Source organism: Escherichia sp. R1, assembly GCF_003000935.1.
In the GTDB taxonomy this organism is placed as follows: domain Bacteria; phylum Pseudomonadota; class Gammaproteobacteria; order Enterobacterales; family Enterobacteriaceae; genus Escherichia; species Escherichia coli.
The window spans coordinates 142,791-161,983 of sequence record NZ_PSRU01000013.1; the positions used below are offsets into that span (position 1 = coordinate 142,791).

At 49.6% G+C, this 19,193-nt stretch carries 18 protein-coding genes, 1 tRNA gene and 1 pseudogene; 2 read left to right on the forward strand and 18 right to left on the reverse strand.

The genetic code is table 11. From position 1 onward, the window contains the following. Window position 1: 1 nt before the first annotated feature. Genes C4F37_RS16780 through C4F37_RS16845 form a run of 14 tightly spaced genes read right to left on the reverse strand, consistent with a single transcriptional unit; the run spans window position 2 to window position 15,345 of the window. On the reverse strand, window positions 2-3,391 hold the full coding sequence (locus C4F37_RS16780) for a DUF919 family protein (RefSeq protein WP_032153855.1): 3,390 nt from the start codon (window positions 3,389-3,391) through the stop codon (window positions 2-4). Beyond that, window positions 3,391-6,138 carry a bacteriophage protein gene (locus C4F37_RS16785; RefSeq protein WP_032153984.1) on the reverse strand — a complete coding sequence of 916 codons (2,748 nt, stop codon included), beginning with the start codon at window positions 6,136-6,138 and terminating at the stop codon, window positions 3,391-3,393. The genes C4F37_RS16780 and C4F37_RS16785 overlap by 1 nt, the downstream gene beginning before the upstream one ends. After that, window positions 6,138-6,704 (reverse strand): virion core protein, T7 gp14 family, encoded by a 567-nt coding sequence (locus C4F37_RS16790; protein ID WP_001555169.1) that lies wholly within the window; start codon window positions 6,702-6,704, stop codon window positions 6,138-6,140. Before C4F37_RS16790 ends, C4F37_RS16785 begins: the two co-directional genes overlap by 1 nt. Continuing rightward, window positions 6,704-7,168, reverse strand: coding sequence for a hypothetical protein (locus C4F37_RS16795; RefSeq protein WP_000568023.1), 465 nt, complete (start codon window positions 7,166-7,168; stop codon window positions 6,704-6,706). Before C4F37_RS16795 ends, C4F37_RS16790 begins: the two co-directional genes overlap by 1 nt. Further along, on the reverse strand, window positions 7,168-9,639 hold the full coding sequence (locus C4F37_RS16800) for a hypothetical protein (protein WP_022645084.1): 2,472 nt from the start codon (window positions 9,637-9,639) through the stop codon (window positions 7,168-7,170). Before C4F37_RS16800 ends, C4F37_RS16795 begins: the two co-directional genes overlap by 1 nt. Beyond that, complete coding sequence (locus C4F37_RS16805; RefSeq protein WP_000179264.1) at window positions 9,639-10,244, reverse strand: hypothetical protein; 606 nt, start codon at window positions 10,242-10,244, stop codon at window positions 9,639-9,641. The genes C4F37_RS16800 and C4F37_RS16805 overlap by 1 nt, the downstream gene beginning before the upstream one ends. Further along, window positions 10,244-10,567, reverse strand: coding sequence for a capsid staple protein (gene gp10 / locus C4F37_RS16810; RefSeq protein ID WP_000424495.1), 324 nt, complete (start codon window positions 10,565-10,567; stop codon window positions 10,244-10,246). The genes C4F37_RS16805 and gp10 overlap by 1 nt, the downstream gene beginning before the upstream one ends. 50 nt (window positions 10,568-10,617) lie before the next feature. Beyond that, window positions 10,618-10,953, reverse strand: coding sequence for a hypothetical protein (locus C4F37_RS16815; protein WP_032153857.1), 336 nt, complete (start codon window positions 10,951-10,953; stop codon window positions 10,618-10,620). A 10-nt stretch (window positions 10,954-10,963) separates the two neighbouring features. Further along, window positions 10,964-11,401, reverse strand: a complete 438-nt coding sequence (locus tag C4F37_RS16820) for a Bbp16 family capsid cement protein (RefSeq protein ID WP_032153858.1) — start codon at window positions 11,399-11,401, stop codon at window positions 10,964-10,966. A gap of 51 nt (window positions 11,402-11,452) precedes the next feature. Next, window positions 11,453-12,439 carry a major capsid protein gene (locus tag C4F37_RS16825; protein WP_000268715.1) on the reverse strand — a complete coding sequence of 329 codons (987 nt, stop codon included), beginning with the start codon at window positions 12,437-12,439 and terminating at the stop codon, window positions 11,453-11,455. A gap of 14 nt (window positions 12,440-12,453) precedes the next feature. Next, window positions 12,454-13,149: a peptidase gene (locus C4F37_RS16830; protein ID WP_032153859.1), complete on the reverse strand. Its 696-nt coding sequence runs from the start codon at window positions 13,147-13,149 to the stop codon at window positions 12,454-12,456. A gap of 2 nt (window positions 13,150-13,151) precedes the next feature. Continuing rightward, window positions 13,152-13,448 carry a Bbp19 family protein gene (locus C4F37_RS16835; RefSeq protein ID WP_021517651.1) on the reverse strand — a complete coding sequence of 99 codons (297 nt, stop codon included), beginning with the start codon at window positions 13,446-13,448 and terminating at the stop codon, window positions 13,152-13,154. After that, window positions 13,445-15,124, reverse strand: a complete 1,680-nt coding sequence (locus C4F37_RS16840) for a portal protein (protein WP_000852419.1) — start codon at window positions 15,122-15,124, stop codon at window positions 13,445-13,447. Before C4F37_RS16840 ends, C4F37_RS16835 begins: the two co-directional genes overlap by 4 nt. Window positions 15,125-15,138: 14 nt before the next feature. Next, entirely contained in the window at window positions 15,139-15,345 is a 207-nt protein-coding gene (locus tag C4F37_RS16845) for a hypothetical protein (RefSeq protein ID WP_000335899.1), read from the reverse strand. 427 nt (window positions 15,346-15,772) lie between these two features. Between C4F37_RS16845 and C4F37_RS16850 the strand changes: the two genes are divergently transcribed. Beyond that, window positions 15,773-15,849: transfer RNA gene (locus C4F37_RS16850), tRNA-Arg, on the forward strand. A gap of 198 nt (window positions 15,850-16,047) precedes the next feature. After that, window positions 16,048-16,470 (forward strand): hypothetical protein, encoded by a 423-nt coding sequence (locus C4F37_RS16855; protein WP_001600316.1) that lies wholly within the window; start codon window positions 16,048-16,050, stop codon window positions 16,468-16,470. 43 nt (window positions 16,471-16,513) lie between these two features. Here C4F37_RS16855 and C4F37_RS16860 read toward each other — a convergent pair whose 3' ends face one another. The 4 genes and pseudogenes from C4F37_RS16860 to C4F37_RS16875 form a co-directional block, all read right to left on the reverse strand. Next, a complete protein-coding gene (locus tag C4F37_RS16860) occupies window positions 16,514-17,989 on the reverse strand; it encodes a hypothetical protein (RefSeq protein ID WP_032153863.1) in 1,476 nt (491 codons plus the stop codon). Next, entirely contained in the window at window positions 17,986-18,660 is a 675-nt protein-coding gene (locus C4F37_RS16865; protein WP_001090112.1) for a terminase small subunit, read from the reverse strand. Before C4F37_RS16865 ends, C4F37_RS16860 begins: the two co-directional genes overlap by 4 nt. 40 nt (window positions 18,661-18,700) lie before the next feature. Next, complete coding sequence (locus tag C4F37_RS16870; RefSeq protein WP_016235741.1) at window positions 18,701-19,039, reverse strand: hypothetical protein; 339 nt, start codon at window positions 19,037-19,039, stop codon at window positions 18,701-18,703. Further along, a pseudogene (locus C4F37_RS16875) lies at window positions 19,032-19,193 on the reverse strand (ASCH domain-containing protein); the annotation flags it as partial. The pseudogene C4F37_RS16875 and the gene C4F37_RS16870, both read right to left, overlap by 8 nt.

Sequence of the window (19,193 nt, forward strand, 5' to 3'; positions counted from 1 at the left end):
CCTATTTCATCTGCTCTTCAACTTTATTCAGTAATGGTGATATCGCCCACAGGTTCTGAAAAGGTAGCATTTTACGGACCGCGTGGGTTTGCTGGCTGTCAAATTCTCCGTTAAGTACACCATTCGCAACCGTCGCGGCATCACCGCCAAGATCAAAGGTAGGACCAAGTAAAGCACCAATAGCATTACGACTCTGAAACCTTGATACCGGAGGCGCACCAAACATCGCGCCAAGACCAAACCTACCGCCGCTTATGTTCTCAACGGTATTCAGCGGCTCAGAGAGCCAGCCAAGCATTCCGCCCCGGTCGATCCCCTCTTTCACAAGGTTATTCCAGCTGTAGTCGATATCGCGACCGCTTAACTTCTGTTTCATCATATAGACCATTGAGCCAAGCGCAATCGTGCCAAGCGCACCAAGATAGAATGCAGCATCGCCCTGCTGGATACCAGATACCAGCACCCTGTTATGCTGTGCGAAGATAAACGTTTTGAACTGCGTGATCATCTTCCAGCCTTCTTTACTAAAAAACAGCGGTGTATCACCTACGCCAGGCGTTACAATCACTGAGTCTACATCTTTCAGCACTGCAGACTGGAAAATCTCTCTAGCGAAACGGTCATCCCACAGATGACTATGCCCGGTTAACAGCCCGTCCATATCCTCTCCGTGCTTCCCGAATTGCTCCCCGATTCGGCGCAGAACATCTTCATTGATGCCGACCTGTGCCATCTTCCGCATTTCACTTTTGGAGAGCGTGCCACCAGCAGAAACTTGGCGAGCCGCGTCAAGTATCCTCGACTGCACTATCATCCCAGACCATGATTTAAGTGCGCTGTTCCACTGATTCATCAGCGTCCAGTTACCGAATTTCTGCGTCATCCAGTTCAGACCTCGCTCAGCGGCGCTTCTCCGGCTATAGGGGTCAGTAAGATCCGCTATAGCCTTTGTACGCGTAGACAGGACATAATCAAGCCCAACTGCCATTTCTCGCAAATCCCTGGTTGCAATTTTCACTGAGTCCATATTTTTAAGCATGCTTACCATTGGTCCGAGAGATTTTCTCAGGCCATGCTGCATCATCGGTCGCATCAGATCAGTTGCAGCGGAGACGGTCATTCCACCAAGCAAACGGAGGAAGTTAATATTCCTAGCAACTCGCCCGGCACGAACAAAGAAACTGCGTGGATCTTGAGGTGCGCCGTAAGTACCAAGCAGTCGGTCACGCATAGCCGTAATATCCCTAATATCAGCCTCCCGTTGCTTCTCAAGAGCTGCACGTCGTTTAGGTGTTTTAGCCTCTTTTATTAGCCGGGTATATTCCTCACTAACCTGACGGATTTGCTCCCCCATATCTTTACGGCCAAACTGCGCAGTCAGCTCAATTTCTGGTGCCACCTGCCGGAGATAACTTTCCATGATGTAGTTAACATCTGATTCAAGAAAATCTTCTATACGCTCATCAGGAATAAGCAGCGTTCGGCTTTTAGTGAAACCAGCCCGACCAACGAGTCTCTCTGGGATAATATCGGCTGGTACAAGCCCGGAAGGTGCGCCTATTATTTTATTCACGATCTCGTCAGCAGCGTCCTCTGCTTCCTCTCGGGATAGAGGCTCCATCTGCTTCAGTGCTCGCTCGCGGCTTGCATTCAGCCTTGTGGTTGAATTTGCCCGTTTTTGCAGTCGGCGAAGCTCAGAACGATATTTCCGTGGATTATCCAGCAACTCCATATGGCGCTGATAGACAGGAAGCTCACTCTTTGCCTGCGCTATATCATCAAGGCGTGTTTTAAGGTCAGAGCTTTCTTTCATCATTCTTGCCTGAAGTTTTTCTGATGAAGTCTCGGCCAACTCTTTTTCTATTCTTGTAAGACGCGCCTGTGTGTCAGTCTCCTGAGATATAAGCTTATTTCGTTTATCCAGTTCTTCCATGAGTAGAATTTTTTTACCAGACCATTTCTCCGCTTCAGCGATTTCACTAGCGAGAGCATCAGCGCGCGGTGCTGATTCCTCTGCAGTTTTTAGCAATGAATTTATCTTTTCAATTCGCTGACCTGCTTTGTCAGCACCTTTGGCACTAATCCCTTGTATCCAGTTGGCAATTCGCCCTCTGAATTCAGTGCGGTCGGAAAGTATCTTATCGAACTTATAAATGCGGGGAAGATAACTCTTCGCCGTCACGACATCGATATCCTCAGGAAGGATCCCCAATTCCTGCATACGGGCTTTTGTGGTCTCAAAAATGGGGCGGATTCTGGCGGCTGCTTGTGAAACCTCAGGAATATCACTCTGATCACCACGGCGCATAGCCATGCCAACAGCTTCATTGAAATCAATAAAGTTCATCCTCTTCACGCCGCGGGCGCTGACAGATTTGCTGTACTGCTGGTAAGCATCACGAGTAGCTTCCATCTGCTTATAAAGCATGGCGTCGTATTGCTTAATCTTAGTCTCGACTGCCGTAAACGTAGCCAACCCCTCATCATTTTTGGCGAAGAAATAGTTATTTTCGGCAAGCTGCTGGTTAATCTGACGGGAAACAAGAGATGGTGATTGCGCCAAGCGGCCAGCAGGAGTGACACTCAACGTTTTGTTAGCAAGTCCAAGTCCAGCAAGCTGTTCCTGATCGAGTGTGGTATTGAAAACCTGAGCTGCACCAATGCTTTGAGGAGAATCCATACCTCGCAAATGATTACCTACTGAGTTAACCACTGCCTCGCGCGCGCTAGGTCCAGCAAGTAGCTGTGCACCAGCACCAAGGATCCCACCAACGAGAGCATCAACAACAACGTTCGATACGCTCTCCATCGGTGAGCGAGCTTCCTGAGTGGCCTGCAATGCGGCCTCTGAAGCAACACTGCCAGCAGCATTGGCTAAAGCAAAACGTCCGGCTGTTTCTGCAATACGACCGCCACGAACGACAGCGCCGAACGGAATAAACATAGAAATCGCATTGAATGGATCTGCTAATCTCATTGCTACAGAAGAGACTGTACCAGCAAATCCCAAGCCTGAATTGTATTCCATGTCAGCTCTCTGCTGATCGATTCGATGTTTAATTGCCATTGTTTCTTCATGCGAACCGGAGTTGATAAACGAATCTGCAAAATCTTCATAGCCTTTAATATCTGCTGCATCGTTATCAAATGGGTTATATCCTTCAACCCTGTCAAACTGACTGAAAGGAGCACTGGCAATAAAGCTACCCAGCGTGTTATCTATACGAAATGCTGCTTGTCTAGACCTTTGAACGCGTTGATCACTGGTAAATGGGTTCACAGCAGAAAGCAAAGAAGGTGTTTCCATATAGAAATTACTGTCATCAGGTGCTGCTATTTGCTGAATACCCTCGCCAAGCAACTCTTTAGGATCCTGTTCATATATCGGCATTATTTGCCCCCTGCGTATATATTGCTCGGAAGGTAATTGGCTGAACCATAACCGAATGGTTTTGTCAGATCTGGAGGAGTATATCCATCTTTATTGCTGAACTGCGGCAGCGGATTGCCTTCTCTCCGCACTCTAGCCTCATCAACACGCTGTTGCTGGAACTGAATGGTTTGCCTGTACATTGGAGATGTCAGCTGATCCGGCTTGAAACGAACAGGGAGACCATTTTCTCCAATATAATTTCTCGGTTCTATCGCTCCGTTTGCGTCAGGCTGTAAAACCATAACAGCATAACTCCTATCCCTTGCCGTAAGGCCATCAGAAACAAGTATTAAGTCCGTATCACTGCGAGGACCGCCAAAGGATTTTGATTTAAGCTCGCGTTTTTCCTGCTCCCACTGCCCCTGTATCCAGTTACCAGCACCATTATTTACTCCGTACAATGCCTCAGGTGCATACTTCATAACCTCTGCTTTGCCATTAACCGTAGAAACTCCCCAAGTGGTTCTGATCATGGCATTGGTCATTTTCTCAGCCTGTTCTGCATCGCCACCTGTCTGTACAAAGTTAGCATCGTAAATTGTCTGGTAATCTCGCTGATAGGCCGCATTTGATTTTCCTGGATCGGTAATATCCGGAGACCACGAACCAAAGGAAGTCAGACTGCTGGCGTTATTTTGTGCAGCAGTTGCCCTCGCCGCGACATATTTTTTGTCTCGCATGGCAGTGGAAAGCATCTGTTTCATTCGGTCATCCTGTTGGAACACCTGGCTGTAAGCCATATCAACAGCCTTATCCTCCGGCACGCCAGCGCGGGAATAATCGTAAACCTTGCCGTAAAATGCCATCGTACTTTTATCAAGTGTTGCCGCTGCCGCCGGATTATTATCGAATAACTGACCGTAGAATTTTGCCATCGGGACAACCAGCGCAGGATCTCTTGATGTCGCTCCACTGTTAAGCATTGTTTTAATCTGAGTTGGTATCATGCCGCTTTTAGTTGTGACGGTGACCAGTGTATTGATGCTCTGCGGATCAGATATGGAAAACGAAGGCGCGATATCCTGCGCGAAATAACGGTCTACCGCTGCCTGATTGTTTTTGTCGTTCGGGTCCAGCGGGAAGTTATTTTGCATTGAAGACACGAACCTGTTTCTTCCCTGCTGAATCTCCCACTCCCTATCCATCTCTTTAAATTTGGCCTGCATTTTCTCCCAGCGTTGCTGGTTAGCTGCAAATCCAGGAGCGTTTGGATCCTGTGGACGTAAACGTTCAAGAATGTCTTGCCGTCCTTCTGGAGTGAGGTCTTTAGCGGCACCAATGACACCTCCATATTGTATCTGCGCCTGCATATCCTTCCACTTCATAGCGCCAATGCGCGGACCATTGGCCCGGATAAAATCGTCCTCAGAAGGTAACTTCTCAGGTTTCAATCCTTCATCAAGGGCTGAATATGCATCTTTAACTACGGTGCTAAGCTGGTCCGCATACTGCTGGCGGTACTGATTTCTCAGCTCATTAGCCTGCCTCAATGCCTGTATTTGCATTTGAGGGCTCATAGCATCAAATGCCGCATTGCCCGTATAACGCTTAGGTGAATCAAGGTTAGTTAGACCAAGGGCTGCCGAGATACCAGTTTCAAGCTGTTCGGTGCTATAAGGCATACTGCCATTTTCGTGTTTAATAATCCCAGCACATAAAGCAGCTAGTGTCTTTGGGTTAGAGATATCAAGCTGATCATTCTCCCCAACACCAAGCTCACCACACAATGCCCTAATATAAGCATCAGTATTATTACCATCACTAGCCGGAGCATAGCGATTAACAATCTCGCTAACGGTGTCATAGCCTTGACGCTGGTAAGACAACATATTTTTACCCAACGCGCGGATTCCATGCTCAGGGGTAGCAAACGTTGCAAAACGTCCATCGCTACCGATCTGACCTTCCCACGGGTTAGATTTGCTCGCTTCAATATTACCGGGGTTATTATTACGTAAACCACGAGCATCCAATGAATTACCATGTGATATTGCACGACTCACACCATCAAGATCCCCTGGCTCTCCATTAACCTGAAGAAACTCGTTGTATTTTTGAGCGATATTTCCTATCCATGCTTGCTGCCCCATTTGTTCCTTGAGCTGAGTTTTCTGCTGAACACGCCACTCATCAGGAAGCCCATGCGCATCAGCGTATTGATCAATAGATTCAAATCGCTGCTTGGCTAAATCGACAAATGCTTGGTTATCGCTATATAGCCCCGCAGACTGAGTGACAGCCAATGCATTTCCTGACAAATACGTTTGATCTTGGAATTGCTGAAACTGCCCAACTTCATATCGACGTGCCTGATTGTAATAAGACTGCATAGACTGCTGGAGTTGAAAGGATAATTTATTCCTTTCCTCACTTTCAGGAATTGAGCCTAATAATGCCTGAGCCCTTTCCTGCATATTTTTCATAACAGCGTCACTCTGACCAAGAGCGTTTTTACCCTGTTTAGAAATCAGCCCATTTTCAGGGTTGTTAATCTGGTCATCTGCAAATTGGTTAAATTGCAGTAACGCCTCCTGGGCCATAGCAACATTCGCTTTCTGCCTGGCTTCACCATATGCCACCGCATACTGATCTGCGACATTCGCCAGCACCTGACCTGCTTGAGGAACATCGAAGGTCTGAAAACCACCGGTTTGCACACCACGACTTTGCACCTGGCGTCCGGATGTAGTAGGAACAACAGGCATCAGTAACCTCCTATTTTGAATCGGGAGTCAGAATTCATAAAACCTGAGTTAGATAACATTGGCGTGTTTCCTTGCTTACTAATCGGATTGATACTTCCGCTACCCAACTTATATGCACCGTATGCTTTTAGTGGTGCCGTTAACAAAGTGCTGGTCATCGATGATTTAGCAGCCGACTGAGCAGCAGCCCCCTGTGCCTGAGCATTCATTCCCTGAACCTGATACCCATATGCCTCACGCTGAGCATTATTCACTGTCGTTAACGCATCAAGAGTGCCGAACTGAGCATTATCCGCAAAAACGTCAAGAGCTGTTCCGCTACTTAATTCCGCACCGGTAGCCCCCATAGTGGCCGCCGCAGTGCCTGAGCGTTGACGCATTTCACGACGACGCTGATCCGCTTCAATATTCCCACGATTGATTGAATCCTGTGCCTGAGCTTCAGCAATTTCAGCATTCCGATCAGCTATGGCTGACTGGTATTTTGCCTGCTTGCTCTGGCTGTACATTGACGCGGCTGTGGATGCCACTGTGACGGCAACCAAAGCGATGGCTGGGTTACACATTATTTTCTCTCCATGTGAAATCTGTGGAAATTAAGACCAAGAGCACCATAAGGCGCGGCTTCTTCAAGCCTGAATCCAAGCCAGTGCAGCCATGCTTTGGCAACATGGTTTCGCTCGTCGACATAGTTTTCCAGGCGCGGATAAACTGCCAGCATCTGCTGCAATACAGGGCGGCAGTGGCGAAGAAATGTCTTCTGATATTTTTCGATGCGGCTGGTTCCGACCAGCCAGGGCGTACCATTGCCACCGATCATTGACGCCGGAGATACGCCAAACATGGTTACCAGTTCTCCGTTCGCAAATCCTGACCAGGCCATAGTCGCAGTACGCAGACCAACACGCAGCGCATCTTCGGTAGTCATCAGTGATACCGCATACAGTTCGTCAATATCAGCCTGACGAACATCCGGCAAAATCATCTGAAGATGCTCTTCGGTTGCGGGAATAATTTGAACATCGATCATCAGAATCCCCCAACAGTAAGGCGAGGAATAACGGCAAGAACAGACAGCGGCAACGGATCAAGCTGACGGATTTTTACACGTCCGTTTTTGCCCCAGTTACTGTCCAGTTTCACTTCTACTTTTCCGGTAGCATCATCAACAGGATCATCGTAGAACTCGAATTCACGCTGTGGATATTCGTACCATTTACCGCCGGGCGTAGTCGCCCAGATGCCGCGACTGGCATTCACAACCAGAGTAACGGACGGGATCACCTGTTTTTTGTCCAGCAGCGTTTCCTGTCCGTTAATGTTGATATCCAGTGTTTCGAATTCAGCAGTTATTGGCAGGCCGATGTGCACTACAGCCCCCGGAGATTCCAGCGTGACGGCACCTCCGGAAACCACTTTCTGTGGTTCCACGTTCGCATCAGAGAGGATGTTTACGGTCTGGCCTTCAAGATGAGACAAGCCGCCAAATGTCCGGCGCGCCATCTGCCAGTTCGTGGTGGCCACATTCCTGAGGGATGGCGGGACGTTCCTGTTAGCACGAACCACTACAGCGGTATTGCTGGTTACAGAAATAATGTCGCAACGTAATTCTTTTGACACTTCATCGCCAGTATCAGGATCAGTTCCGGTATAAGGGAACTGTAGTTGCGCGCCGACATCACTACTGGTGAAGTACGCACCACCAGAAACACTGATTGTATATTCCGCATGGTAATCCCATTCACCAGAACCACCAGTGATGGTCATCGTTCTGTCAGACGTATTTCTTCCATCATAGCTAAGGCCAGAATCAACAAAGAAAGCATCTTCATCGCTGGTAAATAAACGGCTGGACAGTCGCTCGATGTATCTCACTGTTTGCCCGTTAACGGTTCGGTTAACGACGAAATACACCGCATCTTCATTGCCTTCGCTGATACTGCATGTGCTTTCATATTTTCCGGTACTGGATTGTGGTGCCCATGCAAAAACCTGCTGATCACGCAAATAGGTCATCACCAGTAATTTACCGTCATCACGAATGCAGAAGGCACTGGAGTAAGGGACAATCGAGAAGCACCAGTCAACAATGCTGTGCTTCTGAAAAAGATGATTGGCAAGGATGGTCAGGTCGTTCCCCTGATAGCCGTCAACATCGAATGAGTAGGCCAGATCACGGACAACGCTGCCTTTCTCCTGGACGAACAGAGCAATATTCGCCACGGCAATTGGCGGGACGTTGCTTGAGCCATTTGATCCCTGAGAGCTGAATGCAAATGATGATGGGGTTAACACTTTGTTCTGGTCGCCGGTGATGACGTACTCACCTCCGGAAGTCAGCGCCACCAGAGAACCAACATCAATCAGGTGGCGGATCTCATTAACCTGACGTCCGGCATAGGTGTAGATAATTCTGTCGTCATCCTGCGTAGGATTGCTTTTGCCAAAATCCTTATAATCCCCGGTACGGCTGGCCCAGATAGTCTGAGGAAACGCAGTCGATGCGGCGAAGTAAAGACGTTGTTGATAATAAACAACAGTGCCAGGATAACCATTAACACTGTTCCAGGCATATTTAGCCCATTTATAGCTGGCATTATCCTCGCCAACGACCTGCGAAGGGATATAGGAAATCACCTCAGCAGTTGCAGTAGTGCCATTTGCAGCAGTGATACGGGCAATGCCAAAACCACTGTGCAGATACTCCCACTCAATGCCAGTATCATCATCACCGGATCCGCCCCAGCCATCCCATGATGTGCCTTCTGTATGCGAAGGGCGCAAAGTACCTGTTTTGCCTGCTGTAACGGCGCGATAGTAGTTACTGTCTGCACGGCGAATATCGCCAATCGACGTACTCTTACTGGTTTCCCATACCGGCACAGAATCCACTGCAGGCTGTTCCAGATAGAACAATTTGCCTACCTGCTCCGCGCCAAAAATAGAGGCGCTTGCCGTTAACGTAATTGTCCCGGTGCTGGCGCTGGCATAAACCGTCACTGACTCGTCAATATTGATATCTTCAAATGGCCCGTTCTTCGTTACCACATCAACCAGTTGCCAGTTGTCATGCGCATAGCGGCGCAACTCTTTCGGCGGGTATGCCGGATGAACCAGCGTAAGCACGTCTGCGCTTTGCGTGAATTTAATTCGGAACAGATCGGCTTCAGTATATGGCGTGGAAATTTCATAAATAACATTGCTGCTGTTCAGCACCAACGCACCATCTTTGATAACGCGCATGTACTGGTGTCCGAACTCCAGAGCATAGGTCTGAACCGTCGAGAACTGGAACGGGATCAGGCGGCATTTCCGATTTGGGTATTTGGCGGCACCGACAAAACGCGTACCAGGTCGATTCTCAACGCCGCCATACTGCCGCACGATAAAGTTATCGCACTTGCGCAATGCCACCTGGTACTTCGCCATGTCGATACGACCGTACAACGACGGTCCAATCTCACCACCGGCAAAGCTGGGCTGTATCCAACTGATAGCCATCAGGACAACCTCGCAATGGTAAACTCGTCAACCGGTGGCTGTGGTTCCTGTGATTCATTCTGGCTATGCGAGCCAGCACTAAGAATCACGCGATTGTACATATTGAGGGCAAACGTACCGAGGTCTGCATTCCCAGTCAGCGCCATGTTAATAGCTGCCGCAAGACGCCAGGCCAACGCCTCCATAAAAATGGCATCAAACATGTTCACATCTGTAACGCGAGAGACATACTTGAGCCATGCCTGAGGCTGGTCTGTGTAGATCAACTTTCCTGTTCCGTTGGTGTCTACACCTACTTCGTACTGAACGCGCATTGCTGCTGTTGGATTGCGTACACCAGGAAGCATAATTTCAGTAATGCGCAGACAATCGGACGGGTACTGATACGCATATTCCCAGTCAGGCGGTGGATTGCTCGTATCTGCCAGCGCCACGCGTTTGGTAGCAAAGTTCCAGTCAAAATCAGAAAGCACAGCATCACGGCAGGCCTCAAAGTGCAGCGAACATTCCCCCGCTTCCTTGCTGGCTTCCGTCAGGCTGTTAATGCTGCGGCTATTGCCAATATTGGACAGCGCACGATTGCAGATCTCTACTACAGAGGCCATTACTCACCCCCATTGCCGTACAGGGTTTCAGCCGCTGATTTTTCTACATCCCCGGAAACAGGAGCGATCGCCATATCAGTGATCTGCAGATCGGCGCTGCGATTAACACCATCGTCAGTTTCTCTGGCAGACAGGCCTCGAATAACAGCCTTTGCAGTTATCATCACTTCTGTTCCGACGCCCTGAGGTTGCGCCTTCAGCTTATTCAATGTGTCGTTATTAAGAGTGATGCACAGCCCCCACGGGTATTCATCGCGAGTTCTGGTTTCTCCGCTCTCATCCTGGTAGCTGTCAGTGCCGGTTTTGAGGTTTACGAGTTCCATATACACTCCTGCAATAAAGGGGCCGAAGCCCCTTGTCTGATCCGCGAGGCTTACACGCCCAGTTCTTTACGCTTATCTGCGATCTTCTCGCGGAGCGTTTCGGCTTTGGCGTTATGGTGTGGCTTCTCGTTAAAGAGCAATTCGTACTCTTCACGGAGCTTATCCAGTTCACCATCATCTGACACATCGTTGATGATTTTGGTGCTGGTTGCTGCCATTGACTCTTTTCCTGCAACTTTTGCTTTTGCCTGTCTGGCTGCATCGTTAACAGGTTCCAGTGCGCTACCAGGCTCACCTTCGTATTCGATTTCTGCCCCCTCCGGCCACAGAGTGTTATGGATATGAGAGAGGCGCAGAACGCGGTATCTTGGTTTCTCACCTGACATCAATATCACCTTAACCAGTTACTTTTGAGCGGATCGGATACGGCGTATTGGCATCAACATCAAGATTGATACCCGCAGTGAATTTGCCAGCCGTTAGTGGGCCAGTTGCGACGGAGTAGTTAACACGCAGATATCGCTGAACACCGGCTGGCACCTTTGCAGAAACAACTCGCTTACCTGCTGTCAGGGTGGCCTTTGCCAGTGCGCCACTATCATAAATAGTGGACCATGAGCTGTTATCCTCACTCGTCTGCAACTGGATGTTTACAGTTGCATCACCGCTTGCTGCGGCGGCTGTGTTAACCAGCGCCCAAAACTCAAGCGGGTAACCCACGCCGATATCACGACGTTTTCCGTCAATTGGACCGAGATCGATTACGTCAGTAGAAGCCGCGGTATCAGTTACCGCCTGTGCTTCGGAGAACATCAACAGTTTGTCGGTGATCATCTTCTTTCTCCATTAGTGGGTCTGTTACGACCCACAGGTTAATAACAGGCGTTACACCACGCGGGCTTCTGTTTCCAGAAGCGCATCAGTTTCACGGATTGGTACACCACGGAATGAAGTCCACCACTCGCCTTCTGTCTCTTTTACGCTGATCGCCAGAGATGTTTTCTCCAGAGATTGCAGATCAAGAGCCTGGCCTACAGTGCGGTTCATGTAGAACACCGGGCGACCCATGCCACGATTTGGAATGCGATGCAGTGCTTTAACCATCAACTTCGCAATATTTGCGGCAGAGGAAGGTTCTGAAAGATTGCTGACATCGATGTTTGCAATGCGAACAACATAACGCCAGTCACGCAGAGCAAGTCCGTTATCCCATTTGTAATGGGTGCGATAGCCTTCGTACTTGCCGCCATTAGCATCTTCCAGTGTCACCTGGCCTTTATCTTCCATCTGGATGCCAGCCTTCTGCCCTTTCGGGAAGATGCCATGCACGGTGTTTTCGCCCCACACCACTAACCAGATTGAGGTGTTATCTGTACCCGTGCCACCAGCATCAATGATGTTCTGAGCATTACCCGCAGACAGGCTGGAATAGCGGGAGGACAGTCCCATAAACTGCTGAGGGTTAACGCTGGAATCACCATAAAACAGCGTCTGCGCCATCTGCTGATTCATCGCTTCAATAAATGCGCGGTCTTCAGACAGGCGGAATTCGGCGGTATTGCCGTTCAGATCAGCCAGTGACTTATCGACTTCCGCATAGGTTTCCAGCATGCCAACGGAATCGGTTACCTGTACTGTGGTTGATTTGCTTGGCTGTACGCCATAGTTCAGCAAACGCCAGGTAGCTGAAGGTAAACCAGAACGAATGGTGGTTCGGTGTCCGGTAGGAAGGTTCCCTTCGACAAAAGGCATATCCTGAAGGATCGGGTTAGTTTGACCGAGAAGCTCGATAATCTTATCGACTTTCCCGTTTGGATCGACGCGCTTACCCCAGTCAGCCAGCGTTAGCGCAGTTAAGCCTTTAACAGCCATTGTCATTTCCTCTCTTATTTGCCATAGAGCACTTCGGCCGCACTACGCTGGCCTTCATTACCACCGGTGACCATGCCATCTTCAGACATCGCCTTTCCGATTTTCACGAACGTTTTGACCAGATCAGGGTGATTACCCAGCCCGGTGGTGTTCAGATATTCTTTGAGTTCAGGTGTCCCGAACTGGTCAAGCGCACGCTGTGCGGCGCTAAGGTTAGAAATCAACTTGTCGCCACCGATTTCTTTGTCAGCTTTTACATCAGCAGCCCACTGCTCGGTTGTTTTCTGCCAGGCTTCTGCCTGGCGCTGCTGAACACCTGCCAGAATCTTCGGATAAGCATCAACCAGCTTTTGCGCTTGCTCGTTGGTCAGGTTTAGTTCTCGCGCCACCGGCTCGAATTCCTTCAACGCTTCTGTATCCAGCTCTACGCCTTCGGCAGCCTGAAACTCGTACTTCTCAGGCGCACCCTCTGTTTTATCGCCGTCCTTTTTTTCATCCTGCTTATCGTTTTCAGGCTTTTTGTCATCAGCAGGTTTATCGCCATCAGCAACAGGTTGTGGCTTATCACCTTCCGGTTGTGATGGATCACCAACTGGAGCAGGGTTATCACCTGCAGGCGCTGACGGTTCTGACGCAGCCGGAGCTGCTCCACCATCGACTGGTTGCTCATTGCAAAGACGGCGATACAGCAAACGCTCAAATAAATTCATGATCACTCCTGTTCACTGGCCTCTTTGGCCATCTTCAAATACTGTTCAGGGCAATGCGCCATAACGCGCTGAAACAGTTCCAGCGCCAGATTGCGTTGCCCCTCATTAAATGCCATAGCCATAGCGTCCATCGGTGAGATAGCGGAAAACACACGGCCTTTCTCCAGCACCGACCAGACAACGCGACGCCCCTGTTCACTGCTCATGACAAAGCAAATGTCATCAATTTCACGCTGTGCCATGTCACGTTGCTTACGGGCGTTTTCTTCTTTCAGTTGATCGTCTTCGTAATCTGTCATTGTGATTGCCCACCCTGACCACTAACTGCATTCGCCATAGCTGACAAAACACTCGGATCCGAAGTTTTAGCTTCGCTTAGCGTCTTGGCACCCTGTGCCGCCGCCATCCCCATCGCCATCATTTGTTGCTGCTGTTGTTGCTGTGCCCGTTGCTGGCGAGCCTGCTCAACCTGTTCCTGCGGAACAATGACGGTTGGAGACACTCCGGACATATCAGCGAATGCATCGATCGCCTGATCAACGTTGAGTTTGTCGAGAGCTTCTGGTTTCGCTTGCGCAAGTTGACCAATGAAGTTGACCGTAGACGCCAGACTGGACAGGCCGATAGACTTCTGCGCCTGAGCCATGACGGAAATGTATTCGACCTTCAGGGGCATACCTTCCATCGCGTCAGGCGGTGGCGGCAGCATGTTTTTACGCACCATCATCGAGAAAGCGCGGTCAATGAGAGGATTAAGACATTCGTCGTTCAGACGCTCCAGAACCGGCCCCAACATCAGAAGTTTTTCTTCTTTCATTTCGATCACCGCTTCAACAGGCATCGAGCGGGTATTGATGTTCTGCAACATCATGAACAGATCGACAAAGTAGGCGCTGTTAATGATTTGACGGGTGTCCTGAATGTCTGCCACCAAATCTGCTGTACTGGGGTTAACCAGATAAGCAGGCCTGAAACCATCCTGACCAGTAATCTGATCGATATACGTGATGTCGCCAGGAAGAAGGGAGGCACGCTGATTCTTGAGGGAAGTCGGAGCAACCATCGGCGGATTGGTGGCTTTATCAATCAACTGCGACTTGCGCTTCTGGAGAAGCTGCAATGCCTTAACAGGTCCAAGCGCCAGCATACCCGGGCATGATGATCCATAAACATCTTCGCCGTTAACTTCCCAGCGCGGAGCCATAATTGGAAACTCATCGAATCCGGACTCACGCAACAACTTGTCGTTATCGCCACCAACCTCGTAATAAACCGATTTGAATGGCTTGTTCTTGCTATCCAGCTTCGATGTATCGCGGTCAATGTTCGGGTAAACCGAATGCATCACTTCAATCCACTTCTCGTAGGTTCCGCTTTCCCACATGCTTTTTACGGATTCGCTGACGTTATTTAGCCCGAACTCCTGAACAAGCTGACGAACAGTCATAGAGAACTTGCGAAAACAGGTGTCCACACTGCCACGAGGTGAGTTAGCCAGGTAGTAACTGCCTATCGGGAATGGCATTGTGCGAATGATGTCCTCGTCATCCTCCAGCACTGCCATTGCACCAGTGCTGTATGTGCCGAGGCTTCCGTATAACTGCGGCAGCGACTGATAGAGATTCGACTTATTGAACATATCGTTCATGCGGTTCTGCACCGCCTCAAGCCACAACTTAACAGGGCCATAATCCATCATTTCAGGATCTGGCGTAGCCAGGCGAAACCACGGACGCGCGGGGCTTGTGATGCCTGACATCATGCCGCTGGCGAGAGTGCGCGCCGCCATAGTCCCGGTCGAATCAATAATGCGTGTATTGCGTCGATCGTTACGGTTAACCTCAGAAGTCAGAAAGCGGGAACCACGCGGGTTGATGTAATCACTCAACTCGCGCCAGTGCGGCTCGAACGACTGACGCTCGCTTTCAAGTTGTGCGAACTGTTTGTTCAATCGCTCTTTAGTTGTTTCCGCCATTTCAATGACTCCGGTTACTGACCAAGCAGCGTTTTACCGCTGGTATTAGCAGTTGATGTGTCGCCCTGAGAACCGGTAAGCAGCGTAGAACTACGACCAGCAGCAGCGCGACGGCGACGAGTTTCTTCGTCGCGGGCATCAACAACGGCGGCATCCTGCTCCTGTGGTGCTGCCTGAACTTCTGGTGTTGCAGGCACTGATGGTGAGCTACCCATGCACATATCAATGACTCCGTACGCAATTAAATTATTACCAATTTAACCACATATGATTTATTTATCGTAGACAGTTGACATTTAACGTGCGAATTATTACCTTTCAGGTAACCAAAGAGTTCATTCCGGTTACTAACCTGACTGGCTTGTCGTTAAATTGAACAGGTGGAGTGAGCTTTTATTTTGAGCAGTACGGCGTATGGCACATGCGCCGATAGCGGTCTGGATGCGTTTAAGGGGCACCCTCCCTGGCTGTGGCAAACGAACCAGGTAGCCGGAATGTGCAAGTCGAGCGGTTTTATTCCGCGCACGGGGATTCACCATCCCGGCGATTCGGTGTGACGCCTCGGAAGAGACGAGGGTACAACGATGAGAGCATTTATGGAGCCGCGACAAAGTGTGGCGCCTTAACAGGCTAAGTGCTCTCAGCGTTGTGGCATTAGCTCAGTTGGACAGAGCAACCGCCTTCTAAGCGGTTGGTCGCAGGTTCGAATCCTGCATGCCACGCCAGAATCACGCCTAAGGACCGTGATGCCAGAAGTTCCAGGGGCTTGGCGGTGATGGTTTCCCTTGAAGGACTATCACCGCCCTTTTTACAGCAGGACGCCATTGCGATGACTTCATGCTGTAAACCAGTACAGCCACGGAAGGCATAACTCATTGCTTCCAGTTCGCCCGGTTCGCCGGGCATTTTTTTAAGGTGAGATCATGAAAACAGCCGACATGCTAGCTAAATATCTAAATGAATGGCCGTGCAAATATGTACGCATTGTTCAGGGTGATGACTCAATTTTTTATGGTGTTTTTGCAGGAAATGAAATGCTTTGTGAAGCAATTCCAGGTGAGCGACTTGCCGGGTTAACGCTTAGCGATGACCATGGAATAGGAGTTACTTGCCATGACTGGATTTCAGCGCAGAAAACTGAAATGGAAAAAGGCAATGTGTTTGATATTTCTCGCGCTGTATACGCCAAAGAAAAAAGTGATGATGATTACATGCGCGAAAACTTATACAACATGAAGTTACAATGCCTGGCTGAAGTGCTTAGTAAAAGATCTTTACTTGATGTGGTTGGTGCTGAGCAGGACGCCAAGGCAATCAACGCCGCATTCGATAAAATAACCTTCTAACGCCGTGACATGTCACAATCAGCCCGCCGATTCGCGGGCTTTTTTATGCAAAAGGATCATAGTCTGTGATGGCTTTGCCTTGCTGGTTCTGCTGCCCAGGAATTCGCAGACGCTTCGACACAGGGAAAGCAAACGTCAGCAGTAGCGCATCGCCTTTACCCGGCGAACGCCCAAGCCGCTCCTTGATATCTTCCTTCGGTTCGATAACGATTTTACCGTCCACACGAACTTTGTACTCTGCTGCCGACAGGTCGTCCGCTGTTTCCTGGTCATCCAGCATGCCGCCGAGCCTCAGCCATGTCTTGCATGAGTTGAACATCTCCCCACGCTTGTTGAGCATCTGCGGGTCAGTAGACGCGCCACCGAACGGAACAAGTTGCCATGTACGACCCCAGCCGTCACCGATTGACTTCAGACCAGTTCCGTAACCGAAGTCGATGAACACTGCGTCAGCCTGGTACTGGTCTTCAAAGTCAGCGATACGCTTCGCCATAATCAGATCGTCAGTGGTCTTGTTGCCAGTCCACAGCACCTTACTGTGCAGCCCCTGCCGCAGGTATATCACAGCGTCATCAACGCCTGAGTATGCCGGGTCAACGCCGATTATCACCGGAGCATGTGCAACCTGCGCAGCGGTTACCACCCGTTTCATTGCCTCGTCAGTAAGACCGGTAGGGATAAACTGCAATTCAGATGCATCAGGGAATATGCCGCGCACACGGATTTTAACGAAGTCGCTATCTTCCCCGTAGTCATCAACCCATTTCTGCAACTGCTGTTTGTTAGTGCCTTCCACCGTCCGGCTGTCAATCTGCGCAGTTTTCCAGCGGTGTTTATATTTGCGGAAACATTCGCGGAAACGCCCGGTGTTACGTGTAGGGTTTCCGAACGCTACCCAGATAATCTCAGTGTCTTCGTCCGTAAGCGCACCCTCAGCAACTTCCCACACCAGATCCGCAATGTTCGACGCTTCATCGAATACCACGATGATGCGTTTGCGCTCGTTGTGTAGTCCGGCGAACGCCTCAGTGTTGTGCTCAGACCAGGGGATTGCGTCAGCTCGCCACCGCTTGTCGTGCCCAGGGTCATTGCTGTACATCGCGGTAGCGGTACAGGTAAACCAGTCTTTCGTGATAGCAAGGTTCGACCACTTGATAATTTCCGGCCAGGTCTTCGTTCGTAGCTGGTTGTCGGTGTTGGCGGTCACCACAACCTTACAATCCTCGCAAGTGGACATGCCCCAGTTGATCAGCATTGAGATGAATGCGGATTTACCAATACCGTGACCCGAAGCGCGTGCCAGCATAAGCGGCTGATAGCGCGTCTCTGGATTCTGCAGGTGATCACGTATCTCTCGGAACGCATCAGCCTGCCACTGACGTGGACCGGTGGCATGTGCCAGTTCAGTCCCATCTTCCCCCCACGGGAACGCATAGAGGGCATAGCCAAGCGGATCGTGAGTGAACCCTGCAATATCCTCGATTAACTGCTCTTCAGGAGATAACGCTGTATCTGTCACTGATTACCATCCTGACGTTCTTTGAGTCGCTTCCTGGCTGCTGCTATGCGATCAGCAATTGTCACATTCACATTAACATCCAGACGTTCTTTGAATGCGTTGACATCAACATGCTTACCAATCAGCTCAAGGTTCTTCACCTTGTCAGGCCATTTAATTTTTTTGAGGATTGTCTCTATTGAATCCTCGTTCATGTTCATGATGGTCGATGACAGATCAAAGCCACTAAGCGTAGTGCGCCAGATTTTCGGCCACTCACGGATTGGTTTAAGGCTCCCATCGTCGTTGAGGATGTCGATCACGTCCATCTGGTCGATCTCCACCAGGCGCATGAGAACGTAATCAGCACTGACACGCATTCGTTTGTTGCGCTCCTCCATCAACTCGGCAATCCGTTTCTGAATGCGTTCATCGCGCATCATGACACTGGCTTTAACTGCCGCTGTATTTGGGGAGAATCCTGCGTTAATCGCAGCCTGAGTCTGGTTTTCAGGCGTTTTGATGTATGACTGGCAATAAGCCTCCTGCATTGCTGTGAGCGGCTTAAATTGCGTTGATTTGCGTTTATAGGTTTTAGGTTCAGCAGGCATCATAACTACCGTGGTAATTGTTACCGTTGTGGTAATAATACCATGCAAAATAAAGCCGCCATAGTTGGCGGCAGTATTCAAAATCCATCAAATTCATCATGCATAATCTACTCGTGACATGTCACACTATTAATTTCGTTTCATGCCAGCCTTTAGTCACCCAGCATTGTGAGTCACCATTACACGGACATGAATTAACTGGAACTCTCTCGCCGCACTTACCGCAACGTGTTCTGCTGATCGATTTTATACGCCCGTGCACGCGTGCATCATCCTGGCGGATCAGTAACGCTATATACTCACCAAATTCGTAAGGCGCACGCCCGGGGCGACGCGTGGCACAGTTACGCTCCAGAATTTCAATTTCCTGAGCATCAAGCACAATCTCCAGCTTACGCACACCAGATGCAGCTTGTCTGGCTCTCTGAGCGGCTTTGCGCTCTGCTGCTGATTTAGCCATCAATATTTACCTTTATCGCGAACACCTTTACCGGTTTATCACCGAAGTGCGGATGTGTGATTGTCTTTATTTCATATCCGTTATACGGGACGTCAATTCTGCGACTGAAGTCTTCGCGCTTCGGATATCCCTTTGTGATAATCAGGCGGTAATA